Below are 11,900 nucleotides of genomic sequence, written 5' to 3' on the forward strand. Positions count from 1 at the left end.
CGATTATCGCTTCGTTTTTTTGTTAGCTTGTCTGGTTTCGTTCGCAGTTCCGGTAGAGAGCGGACGGGTTTTCATCCGGGTCCAAGGCACGCGGAATATGGTATCTTTGAGATCCTTCCCGATGTAAGGTGCGAACGGGGACATATAAGACACACCAAAAGATCTTAAACTGCATAGATGGGTTACTGTAATCAGTAGAACCATCAGAATTCCGTAGAAACCAAAGGCAGCAGCCAGAATCATCAGGACAAATCGCAGAATCCGCACAGAAATGGAGAGTCCATTTTCCGGAATAACATAACTGGATATCGCTGTAATGGATACGATAATAACCATGGCAGCCGATACAACGCCAGCATCTACTGCGGCCTGACCAATAACAAGGGTACCTACGATGGAAACGGCTTGACCGACGGTCTTTGGAATACGGATGCCGGCTTCCCGCAAAATTTCATAGGTCAGCTCCATCAATATGGCTTCGATGAATGCCGGAAATGGAACACCTTCTCGCTGAGCTGCCAGACTAATAAGCAGGTTGGTGGGCAGCATCTCCTGATGAAAGGTAGTAATGGCAATATAGAAGGATGGAGCGAGCAGCGCAATAAAGAACGCTAGATAACGAATCATTCGAATCAATGAGCTAATATCGGCCCGTTGGTAATAATCTTCGGGGGACTGAAAGAAATGAACAAACAGAGCGGGAACAAGCAGTACGAAAGGAGTACCGTCTACAATGATCGCGACCCGACCTTCAAGCAGTGCGGCACATACGGTGTCTGGTCGCTCACTGTTATAGACCGTAGGGAAGATCGTACCTGTTTTGTCCTGCACGAGCTCCTCGATATATCCACTTTCCAGAATAGCGTCAATATCAATTTCATCAAGCCTTCGCCGCAGTTCTTTTATAACCTCTTGATCGACGATATGCTCCAGATATACCACGGCTACCCTGGTGTTGGTGACTCGGCCAAGCTCCCTTTCTTCAATCCAGAGATGGGGGTCACGAATTCGTTTGCGGATCAAGCCTGTATTCGTTCGCAAATTTTCATTAAAGCCCTCCATGGGACCGCGAACAACCGTTTGGGAGATGGGTTCGCCGACGGCACGGTCTTCCCAGCCCGCTGCTGCGATTTTCAGGCCTTGATTCGATCCTTCAAGCAGCACAACGGCAAAGCCTGCCAAGAGAGCATCAAGGACGTCTTTCATCTCCTCGATTAATATTACGTTGCTGGCCACCAAGACATCATTCTGGAGATAGATCAGATGCTCATTTTCCGCTGAGAAGTCAGGCAGCTCACGGGTTTGTAACAAGGATTCCAGGATGGAATGATTCACAATCTGCACGTCTACCATCCCATCGATGTACAACATGACAGAAGGCCATTTGTGCAAACACTGCAGAGGACGAATCATCAAGTCTTTGCTATTCCCCATCACCTTCTTACAATAATCCGTATTTTCCGTAAGATTCGGAGATATTCTCTGATCCTGGCTGCTCTGCGCTGTTGTACTCATTCCTTCACCCCTTATACACCCTATATTTGCAAATTAGTATGACCTGGATGAATCAGGATTATCACAAAAGTGTTAATGAATATCCCACAAAATAAAAAAAGGACATTGTCAATCCTTATATATTAGAATATTATCTAATTAGATTAATGTCTAATATTAGAGAAGGGGATATGTCATGCTATTTAGATCTTCCATTGTGATCCTGCTACAAAAAGAATCGGAGTACCGCAAGTTCTTTGTCGCGGGACTAGTGAACGGCATAGGTGACCGTTTTTGCCAGGTGGCCATGCTTTCGTTAATTCTCAGCACAACAGGATCTGGACTTGCAGTAGGACTAGCCCTTGGTCTGCGTGTGCTTCCATTCCTGTTGCTTGCCCCGGCAGGTGGCATGTTAACCATGCGCTTCTCACGGCGAAAGATTATGCTGCTTACCAATTTGATAAGGGTGCCTCTTGCTCTAAGTTATTTACTCGTAAACAGTGCAGATGATTTGTGGATTCTATATACAGCGAGTACTTTACTAGCCTGCGCCGAGGCTCTTTATGCGCCGGTCCGTAAATCAGGCATACCACTGCTTGTTCAGTCGGAACATTTGCTCAAAATTAACGGACTTGAACAGGTCATGAACGGTACGGTGCTGATCGTAGGTGCCTTTCTTGGAGGGATCACCTCATCAGTGATGGGGCCGCAGGCTGCTTTTATAACCAATGCACTTTGTTTTCTGATGGCTGCTGTTTTGATTCGAAAAGTCTCGTTTCCATCGGGAGTAGGTACTGAATCAAATGGGAGATCGCTTGAAAATGTGGGGAGCTCAGCCGTTTCAGCTTCTGGTAATCCTTCAGTGTTTACTCGCGCTAATGGTGCAGTTTATGTTCCTTCGGTAATATGGAGGCTGGTTCGATCCTCTGTAGCATTACAGATCATCATCCTGTTCGAGTTATGGGTACCGGTCATCAACGGGATCGACAATGTATTGATCAGCGTATATGCAATTGAAGTGTTTGCCCTTGGGGATTGGGGTGTAGGTCTGTTCTATGCGGCGCTTGGGACGGGACTGGTATTAAGCAACTGGTGCTCTCGTTATTTTCAGCATTGGCTGCTTCCAGGAGTAGTAATATGTCTGCTCGTGGAAGGGGGATTGCTTATGCTGCTTAGTATGGCGACTCTGCCAGTGATCGCAGTGCTGATCTATATTCTGTTGGCCCTTATGTCAGGGGTAGGAAATGCTTGTCTGGATACACTTCTAATGCGTGAAACACCTGAGAAATATCGAGGGCTCATCTATGGTTTGGTGACGGCTTGCAGTAGTAGCATCTTGGGGTTATCCATGTTTGGTGCGGGTTTGTTATTAGAAGTGGTAGAGCCACGAAAGCTTGGTTTCGCAGGCGGATTGGGTTTTGCGGCAATTGCTGTTTTGCTTACAGCCTATGGATGGCTAAGGGCACGTGAGGCTTTTAACATTAGACGTATAACCAAAAAAACATGAAAAAAAGGAGCTGCGATATGCAGCTCCTTTTTAAGATATGTGAGTAATTATCGTTTTATTTTTGTCTTTGCCGAATAGCGGCAGGCTTGCGCAACGATCGGGCAGCCAACGCTTTTCGATAACGGTACAGAACGGCTGCAATCAGCAACAGTCCGATCCCCGCCACGATGTAAGGTGCATATTGATGAGCAAGCTGGAACACCGCGTTCCATTGGGGGCCGAATATTTTACCGATGCCCAGGAACAGCATGACCCACAACAGTGCGCCTGAATAGGCATAGAGAGCGAATTTACGAAAGGGAACAGCGGCTATACCCGCAAAATATCCGGTGAAATGTCTCACTCCCGGAATGAAATAACCGATGAAGATCAGGGCATTGCCGTACTTGGCAAACCACTTTTGCGTTTTATCCAGCTTGTCCTGTTTCATTAGAAACCATTTTCCATATCGTGTAATGAACGGCAGACCTGCTTTGGCCCCAATAAAATAAGTGATCGTCATGCCAATCGTCGTTCCCAGAAAAGCAAGGATGGCAAGTATTCCGAAGTCCAGATGACCCTTGTAGGACAGAAACCCTGCATAAGCCATAGTCGTTTCTCCCGGGAAGGGAAGGGCGATGAATTCCAGCAATAAGCCAAAAAACAAAACGCTGTATCCGTAGGATCCAAACAGATGCTGGACCTTCTCAAGCAATTCCAATAGACTTCACTCTCCTGCAGACAGGGTGGGAGGAGATACGTACTCTCCAAGGAGTTTTGTTCACGATCCTACCTGTCCATTATGCTACCTAATCCGAAGCGAAGAATCAATCACGAGCCATCCCAAATTGTGAAAAATTATAAAACAAAATCGCGTCTTTTTTCAGCGCGTCCTCCATATAATTCTAACAAATCTGCTGAAGTCTATCAGCAAATTCACTAGAGACGTTGGAGGTTGATTCGAACATGGTAACACCAATACATACAATTTTATCTGGAAAATGGTCTGTGCTTATAATTCGCATTGTGGTACTGCTGTGTGTATTCGCTGCATCTGCAGGCACAACTTACGCTTCTTCTGTATCGGGGTCTGATGCATCCGCCTCCAAAGAAGATAATCCTCAAGAAAAGGTAGTCTATTTGAGTTTTGACGATGGACCGGGTAACCATACCCGTGAAGTATTGGATATTTTGCGCAAGGAGCAGGTTTTGGCTACATTTTTTGTGCTTGGTGAGCAAGCAGAACGTTATCCTGAGATGATCCGTGCGGTTGTGGAAGATGGACATGCTTTGGGCAATCATACGTTTAATCATAATTATGAACAGCTGTACAGTGATTTCAAAGTGTTCTGGAAGCAGATCAAACAGACTGAGGCGATAGTAGAGCGAATTACAGGATTTCGGCCGAATCTGGTCCGGGCACCGGGCGGTACCTATGGACATTTCGACAAGAGTTATTTTGATTTGCTGAAATTGGGCGGATACACCGTTATGGACTGGAACGTAGACAGTGGTGATTCCAAACGAAAGGGTGTTCCGGCCAAAGAGATCTTACGCAATGCGACCAAGGTGCCTGCCGGGGCACGTTCGGTCATTGTATTGATGCATGATGGAGGCGCTCATGCTGAGACGGTAAAAGCACTACCTGGCATTATCAAGTATTACCAGGATCATGGTTTTCGTTTTGACACGATGAAGGCCACGGATCAGCCTGTTCAATTCCGCATCGATTCCAATGGTAAATACAAGTCTCGCAAAGCTCCGGGTAAGGAATGGGTCGCAGAAAATGTACAGGAGAACAGCAACCTGTGGTTGGCTGGCAAAGAATTGAAGGTGGAAATTGGCTTGGCAGCAGCCACGTTGAAGCAAGGAGAATTTCGCGTGGAAGATCAGCGGATCATGGTGCCTTTGCGGACCTTTATGAAAAAGTTCGGTGGCAGCGCTCGCTGGAATGCAGAGACCCGGACAGCTACAGCCATATGGAAAGACCGAACCATCCATGCAGACAGTATCAGCGGAGACCTGACAACGAAACGTGCAGACCAGATGAATGACAGAACGACAGAGGGAGTCGTGCAGAGCCAGGGAGGAACGATTTGGGTTCCGCTACGGGAATTGATGGAGCATATGGGAGTAACCGTTGATTCACTAAAGGCGAATGAAAAGGAATGGATGGTTAAAGCCAGCGTTCCTCTGGCAGCAGCTAACAGTATGTATTTGGATAAATTGATCTGAATAAAGTCGTTCGTACAGGACTATTCTCTCTACTTCCGGGCAACACTGAATCATAGATTAGTATGGTTCAGGAATGCCGATGGATGGAAGGAGATTAGAAGAAATGTCTTATATCCGAATGGAACATGAACATGCCGTAGAATTGCTGAATAGAGTTATGAAGCGAGTTGAAAGTGTGATCATTGGCAAAAAACAAGAGATTCGTTATGTGTTAACTGCAATGCTTAGTGGAGGTCATGTACTTCTGGAAGATGTACCGGGTACAGGTAAAACGATGCTGGTTCGCGCCGTCGCTTCTGCGCTGGATTGCTCCATGGGACGAATTCAGTTCACGTCGGACGTGATGCCGGCAGATGTGACGGGCACGTCGATGTATCATCCGCATACGGGAGAATTCAAGTTTCGACCAGGACCCGTCATGTCCAATATTGTTCTGGCTGATGAAATCAATCGCGCTTCCCCTCGTACTCAGTCGGCACTTCTGGAAGCGATGGAGGAACGACGCATTACGGTGGATGGCACAACCTATGCTTTGCCGCGCCCATTCTTTTTGCTGGCGACGCAGAATCCGTTGCAGTTTGAGGGCACCTATCGTCTGCCTGAAGCGCAGTTGGATCGTTTTCTCATGAAGATTGGACTGGGGTACCCTGATCCGGAGCAGGAAGTCGAACTGTTAACCCGGATGCAAAGCAGAGAACTGCTTGATGAGCTTCGCCCTGTCATGCTTGCTGAAGAAGTCGTAGCTATGCAGCGTGAAGTAAAACATGTACATGTGGACCCTGTTGTCAAACAGTATCTGGTTGCTGTTGCCGTTGCCTCAAGAAGTCACCCATCGGTAAGACTGGGAATCAGCCCTCGTGGAACATTGGCCTGGATGGCTGCTGCACAATCGTTTGCTTACCTCCAAGGACGCAGTTATGTCATTCCCGATGATGTGAAAGAGATGGCTGTACCGGTCCTTTCCCATCGCGTTCAATTAAAAGCCCAGAACAGAGCCGAAATCTGGGCACAGGCGCAATTGATTCAGGAAGCTCTGTCATCGGTTCCTGTACCTGTACAGATGGCGGCACAGGGAAGGGGACGGCGTCAATGACTGCGCTGGGTCAACGAATGTTGGGTGCTGTCCTGGTCGTGGCTTTTGCCTCTTTATATGTATGGCATGGCGGCAAAGCCGCGCTATTTCTGTCCATTATAGCGGCCTTGATGCTCGCAAGCGCACTGATTATCCATTTTTTCGGTCCGCGCAATATTAACATTCGGCGGCAAATGCATGCGAATCGGGTTGTGGCAGGTGAAAGAACGCGGGTGGCCGTGGAGCTGAAATTCGACTGCCCGATTCCACTGTTATGGATCATTCTGTGTGAGAATACACCTGCCGGTGTACATCGTAAATTACTATTTCCGGGAACCCGTCGCCAGTTTACGTATCAATATGAATTATCTGGTTTGCGCAGAGGTGTGTACAGATGGGAATCAGGCAGATTGTACTGGGGTGATGTTTTCGGATGGAATACGGTCTCCGCAGAGACTGTGAATCATACCTCGCTAATTGTTGTTCCCCAAGCTACGGAATGGGGTGAGAGTAATCCTGGAGAATACTCGGCCGTGGGGGAAGATGCCCTGTCTGAGCGAAGAAGCAGTCAGGGGAATCGCAGTCCTGAGTTCCGGGAATATCAGCAAGGAGACCCACTGGGGCGTGTTCATTGGAAAAGCACAGCCAAAACGGGTCGACTTCAGACTTTTTTGCCGGAAACCTCCGATTCTGTCTCGCTGGGTATACTGGTGTATGAAGGTGCATCGGGTTATGAAATGCGGCAGTCAGAGAAGAGGGATATGCCTGCTTTTGAACGTGCGGTCCGTGCAGCTGCTCGTTGGGTTCATACCGCTGAACGGGACAACATTCCTTATCAAGTGTGGACGGAAGGCGGTGGGTCAGGATCTGCTCTTCAGGAGAAATGGAAACAAGAACTCCTGCACTCTCCTGAAAACCATGCGTTAGACAAGCTGGCGCAGGCACGAATTGCCACGGCTCAAGTTGTACCTCCTTCGCTTCGCACAGAGATGTTGGATAGAATGGCCATCGGGTCACGAATTGTGGTTCTCACGGGTAAAATGGACGAAGCTCTTGTGGAGTGGGTAATGTGTGCAATCGGGTTGGGATACAGGGTAGAGGTTCAGTTAACGGAGTTCATGGCTGGAGAAGATCCATCACCTATATCGCGAGCGGAATCCCTCAACAGCAATATGGCTCAGAATCGAGGAACTCAAGGCGATGCGACTTCTGATACCACTGTAGTTTCAGAAACAGCACAGTCCATTGCAACAGATCGAACCATTCGTAACATGGGCAATGAAAGTCTGGAACAGCTTCGTCAAAGTGGAGTACAGATCCATTGGATCACAGACAGCTCTTTACCTTCAATGAGAAAGGCGGAGGTAACGGATGTGGGAGCATAATGGAAACCCTCAAGTGAACTCCACTGTAGCTGACAGGGGGCATACCGCCAGTTTGGGATTAGAGTCTGTGCATTCCATATATAAAGGGGAAACCAGGACATCTGGAGTAGATTTGAAGAGTCATGGCCAAAATTCGGAGCCTCTCCTTTACAGAATCGGTCTTTCTGCCATTTTGCTTATATTGTCCCTGGAGTGGATTTATCCGGTTACGTCAACGGGTCAGCAGGGCAGTGAACGATTCTTGTCCGTGATGGCAGGATTAACAGGAACCTTGCTGCTCGCGGGGTTGCTTCGTACCGGCTGGATCACGGGAATACTGATTAGACTCCTCATTGCTCTAGCCGCATTATGTTGTATGTATGGAGGTAATGACCCTGCTGGATGGGCTGTTACATATCCGGCCACTCTTTCTGAGGATATGGGCAGTTTCATGAGTACCTGGCGTGTTCACTCGATTAGTGTGGAGACAAGAGGTCTGCTCATGATGTGCGGTTGGAGCATGCTGATGGCTTCCGTGCAGTCCCTTGTACTGCTGCGACGAAGTGTGATGCTTTTTGGCAGTGCAACATTGGTCTATTTGCTGCTGCTTGAATCCTTTGCCGGACTGGATGTATATGCTTCGGTGATACGTTCTGTGCTGTGGATTCTACTCATCCAGGCCATGTTACAGTTGCTTCGCCTTAATGGCGGGGTCACCACACCGATCTTTAAGCAGAGTCCTTATGGCCGTTGGTGCACGGTAACGCTTGCGGTGTCTGCAGGTATGGTATTTTTCTCAGCTATTCCTGGTCAACTTGCTTCCATTCCTCCACCGGAACGTATATCCCTTGAGCAGATGGGTGAACGGCTGGCCCGCTGGGCAGGCTATACACAGCACGGAAGTATTCCTGCCACAACCGCCGTCACAGGATATAGTACAGCGGATGCACCAATGGGCGCACCTTTGGTGCAGGGAGACACGATCTTTTTTACGGCGAAAAGTCCGGAAGCTACGTATTGGCGGGGCGAGACCCGTTCATATTATAACGGAAGCACCTGGAGTGATCCTGTGCAGAGCTTTGAGACGGCAAGTCCATCTGGATTGGTGCGTACCGATGGTTGGGAGTATCCAGCCTATTGGCAACGTATTCGTCAAACGGTAACGATGAAGCGAGAATGGAGAGGACCCAATCCCCTCTTTACAGGTGGAATGCCACTCAATCTTTCGTTCCAGGATAAGAACAGGGATAATCAGAAGAATAAACGTTTATTACTATCAAATGAAGATTCCGCCACGTTATGGCTGGCGGCTACCTATGACAATCAATCTGTCAAAAGTTATACGGCAGACATCATGATTCCCGTGGCAACACCTGAACAACTACGCCTTCTGGGAAAGAAGTCCAATATGAAAGATCCGGCGGCAATTCGCAGAACGTATTTGCAGCTACCAACTACGCTTCCCGGACGTGTGCAGGCTCTTGCGAAGGAAATCATTCAGGGAAGTGAGAGTCGTTCTGATGCCGTGCAAGCCGTAAAGTCGTATCTTGCGGACCACGCCGAATATACACTGGATACCCGTATGCCACCACGCGGAACCGATTTTGTGGACGATTTCCTATTCGTTACGCGACAGGGATATTGCAATCATTTCTCGACAGCTATGATTGTGCTGCTGCGTGCAGAGGGTATTCCAGCACGTTGGGTTAAGGGATTCGGGCCCGGGGAGGCCGATGCGGACGTCTCCGGGCAATACATTGTGACCCAAGGAGATGCACACTCCTGGGTAGAAGTGTATTTTCCAGGTGCGGGCTGGATGCCGTTTGAGGCTACGCCGGGCTTCACCATGACGCAGGGTGAAGGCCAAGATGCCGCTGCGCTCAGCGGGCAGCAGCCCGTTGCCGTAACCCCGCCGCAGACGGACGGCGGGGTAGCTCACGCGGGCGCATGGCTGCTCGCCCGCGCACGGGCCATTGCCGCGCACCCATGGCTCGCGGCAGCCCTTGCGGCAGCGGCGCTGCTGTGCGCCGCCGGGGCCATCCGCATGCGGCGGCTTCGCCCCGCGCTGCGGCTAAGGCTGCTGCTGGCGTGGCCGCGCAGCAGCTTTCCGGACCGCGAGCGGCTGCTCAGCGCCGCCGCTCCGGTCTGGACCGCGCTCGCGCGCCGCTACGGCCCGCGGCCGCCGGGAATGACGCTGCGTGAATATGCAGCGTCACCCGCCGTAGCCGCGGGCACGGACGGCGCGGACATCGCGCGGTTCGCAGCCGACTGGGAACGGCTGCTGTACGGGCCGGACCGTCCGCTGCGCGCGGACAGTCTGGACTTCCTGCGCCGGGCACTTCAACTGGCCCTGCGCATGCAGGCGCTGTAACACGAAGTACAGCGCAGCACTAAACATAGGACGCCTTTCTCGCCCCATAAAGCGAATGAGGCGTCTTTCCGCGATCATACACCGTGAGCTTTATGCGGAAGATCTCTTTTATGATGAAAATAGTGCGTCAACCCTTTTCTTATATTTCCGATCGGAAATATATAGAATGGAGGCGAGAATATTCGACTAAATATTGTAATCTCAGGCGTTGAATATGCCATGTTTTGAGATGTCGAAAAAAGGAGTTTCGCCTTTCCTTGACGGTATGTTTTGTCGTTGCGTATAATTAGTTTCATTAATTGAGGGAGGCTCGGTAATGAATAAGCAAAATGAAATAGTGGTTGTCCTTGACTTTGGGGGCCAATACAACCAGTTAATCGCCAGAAGAATCCGGGATCTGGGCGTATACAGCGAGCTTTTGCCGTATAACACACCGGCGGAGAAAATCGCAGAATTATCACCAAAAGGAATCGTATTCTCGGGCGGACCATCTAGCGTTTATGCAGAAAATGCACCACACGTAGATCCGGCCGTTTATGATCTGGGAGTGCCAATCTTCGGAATTTGTTACGGCATGCAGCTTATGGCGCAACAGCTTGATGGTAAAGTGGAGCGTTCCGAGAAGCGTGAGTACGGTAAAGCGGATATCGAGTTTGCACCAGGTTCTGCTCTTGCACAAGGTATCGAAGGTGAACATACGGTATGGATGAGTCATGGTGACCACGTGGTTGCTCTTCCTGCTGGATTCAAACTGGATGCAGGCACGGAAAGTGCGCCAATCGCAGCGATGAGCAACGATGAGCGCAAATTGTATGCTGTTCAGTTCCATCCAGAAGTACGTCACTCTGTTCGCGGTAATGAAATGATCAAAAACTTCCTGTACGAAATCTGTGGTTGCGAAGGCAACTGGAGCATGGAGACGTTTATCGAAGATACGATCAAGGATATCCGTGAAAAAGTGGGCGATGGTAAAGTATTGTGCGCACTTAGCGGCGGTGTAGATTCTTCCGTTGTTGCTGCATTGCTTCACAAAGCCATCGGTGACCAACTGACATGTATGTTTATCGACCATGGTCTGCTGCGTAAAGGCGAAGCGGAGAGCGTAATGGAGACGTTCGTCGGCAAATTCGACATGAAAGTTGTCAAAATCGATGCACAAGAGCGTTTCCTGTCCAAACTGGCAGGCGTGGATGATCCGGAACAAAAACGTAAAATTATCGGTAACGAGTTTATTTACGTATTTGACGAAGAATCCAAGCAGTTTGATGATTTTGCATTCCTGGCGCAAGGTACACTGTACACGGATATCGTGGAAAGTGGCACAGCGACAGCTCAAACTATCAAATCCCACCACAATGTGGGCGGATTGCCTGAGGACATGAACTTCAAGCTGATCGAACCACTGAGTGCCTTGTTCAAAGACGAAGTGCGTAAAGTCGGCGAAGAGTGCGGTTTGCCAGAAGCAATTGTATGGCGTCAGCCATTCCCAGGTCCGGGTCTTGCTATCCGTGTACTGGGCGAAGTAACGGAGGACAAGCTCAAAATCGTTCGTGATTCGGACTACATCCTGCGCGAGGAGATTGCCAAAGCCGGTCTTGACCGCGAAATCTGGCAATACTTTACGGCCCTGCCTAACATGAAGAGTGTTGGGGTTATGGGTGATGCGCGTACGTATTCCTATACTGTAGGTATCCGTGCTGTAACATCCATCGATGGTATGACAGCTGACTGGGCACGTATCCCTTGGGACGTATTGGAGAAAATCTCCGTGCGGATCGTTAACGAAGTGGATAACGTAAACCGTATCGTGTATGACGTAACTTCCAAACCGCCAGCAACGATTGAGTGGGAATAGAAGTTATCTATACAGATTTAATA

The 11,900-nt window shown here is 49.3% G+C and carries 8 protein-coding genes; 6 read left to right on the top strand and 2 right to left on the bottom strand.

The window, feature by feature from the left end; all coding sequences use genetic code 11:
• Window positions 1-3: 3 nt before the first annotated feature.
• On the bottom strand, window positions 4-1,515 hold the full coding sequence (locus PTQ21_RS08725; RefSeq protein ID WP_063568174.1) for a spore germination protein: 1,512 nt from the start codon (window positions 1,513-1,515) through the stop codon (window positions 4-6).
• Window positions 1,516-1,690: 175 nt separating this feature from the next.
• On the opposite strand from PTQ21_RS08725, the gene PTQ21_RS08730 reads away from it, so the two are divergent.
• Window positions 1,691-3,001 carry an MFS transporter gene (locus PTQ21_RS08730; RefSeq protein WP_274569523.1) on the top strand — a complete coding sequence of 437 codons (1,311 nt, stop codon included), beginning with the start codon at window positions 1,691-1,693 and terminating at the stop codon, window positions 2,999-3,001.
• Window positions 3,002-3,056: 55 nt separating this feature from the next.
• Here the strand turns inward: PTQ21_RS08730 and PTQ21_RS08735 are convergent, their stop codons facing one another.
• Window positions 3,057-3,701 carry a DedA family protein gene (locus tag PTQ21_RS08735; RefSeq protein WP_063568175.1) on the bottom strand — a complete coding sequence of 215 codons (645 nt, stop codon included), beginning with the start codon at window positions 3,699-3,701 and terminating at the stop codon, window positions 3,057-3,059.
• A 245-nt stretch (window positions 3,702-3,946) separates the two neighbouring features.
• On the opposite strand from PTQ21_RS08735, the gene PTQ21_RS08740 reads away from it, so the two are divergent.
• The 5 genes from PTQ21_RS08740 to guaA all read left to right on the top strand — a co-directional run bounded on the left by PTQ21_RS08740 (window position 3,947) and on the right by guaA (window position 11,877).
• Entirely contained in the window at window positions 3,947-5,215 is a 1,269-nt protein-coding gene (locus PTQ21_RS08740) for a polysaccharide deacetylase family protein (RefSeq protein ID WP_274569524.1), read from the top strand.
• 118 nt (window positions 5,216-5,333) lie between these two features.
• On the top strand, window positions 5,334-6,308 hold the full coding sequence (locus tag PTQ21_RS08745) for an AAA family ATPase (protein ID WP_274569525.1): 975 nt from the start codon (window positions 5,334-5,336) through the stop codon (window positions 6,306-6,308).
• Window positions 6,305-7,672: a DUF58 domain-containing protein gene (locus PTQ21_RS08750; protein WP_274569526.1), complete on the top strand. Its 1,368-nt coding sequence runs from the start codon at window positions 6,305-6,307 to the stop codon at window positions 7,670-7,672. The genes PTQ21_RS08745 and PTQ21_RS08750 overlap by 4 nt, the downstream gene beginning before the upstream one ends.
• Window positions 7,659-10,022, top strand: a complete 2,364-nt coding sequence (locus tag PTQ21_RS08755; protein WP_274569527.1) for a DUF4129 domain-containing transglutaminase family protein — start codon at window positions 7,659-7,661, stop codon at window positions 10,020-10,022. The genes PTQ21_RS08750 and PTQ21_RS08755 overlap by 14 nt, the downstream gene beginning before the upstream one ends.
• A gap of 316 nt (window positions 10,023-10,338) precedes the next feature.
• Window positions 10,339-11,877 (top strand): glutamine-hydrolyzing GMP synthase, encoded by a 1,539-nt coding sequence (gene guaA / locus PTQ21_RS08760; protein ID WP_063568414.1) that lies wholly within the window; start codon window positions 10,339-10,341, stop codon window positions 11,875-11,877.
• Window positions 11,878-11,900 lie beyond the last annotated feature (23 nt).

The organism is Paenibacillus marchantiae, from assembly GCF_028771845.1.
Classification (GTDB): domain Bacteria; phylum Bacillota; class Bacilli; order Paenibacillales; family Paenibacillaceae; genus Paenibacillus; species Paenibacillus marchantiae.

Bases quoted from the DNA above. Each gene is read 5' to 3' on its own strand.
- PTQ21_RS08725 (WP_063568174.1), bottom strand. From the start codon at position 1,515: ATGAGTACAACAGCGCAGAGCAGCCAGGATCAGAGAATATCTCCGAAT.
- PTQ21_RS08730 (WP_274569523.1), top strand. From the start codon at position 1,691: ATGCTATTTAGATCTTCCATTGTGATCCTGCTACAAAAAGAATCGGAG.
- PTQ21_RS08740 (WP_274569524.1), top strand. From the start codon at position 3,947: ATGGTAACACCAATACATACAATTTTATCTGGAAAATGGTCTGTGCTT.
- PTQ21_RS08745 (WP_274569525.1), top strand. From the start codon at position 5,334: ATGGAACATGAACATGCCGTAGAATTGCTGAATAGAGTTATGAAGCGA.
- PTQ21_RS08750 (WP_274569526.1), top strand. From the start codon at position 6,305: ATGACTGCGCTGGGTCAACGAATGTTGGGTGCTGTCCTGGTCGTGGCT.
- PTQ21_RS08755 (WP_274569527.1), top strand. From the start codon at position 7,659: ATGTGGGAGCATAATGGAAACCCTCAAGTGAACTCCACTGTAGCTGAC.
- guaA (WP_063568414.1), top strand. From the start codon at position 10,339: ATGAATAAGCAAAATGAAATAGTGGTTGTCCTTGACTTTGGGGGCCAA.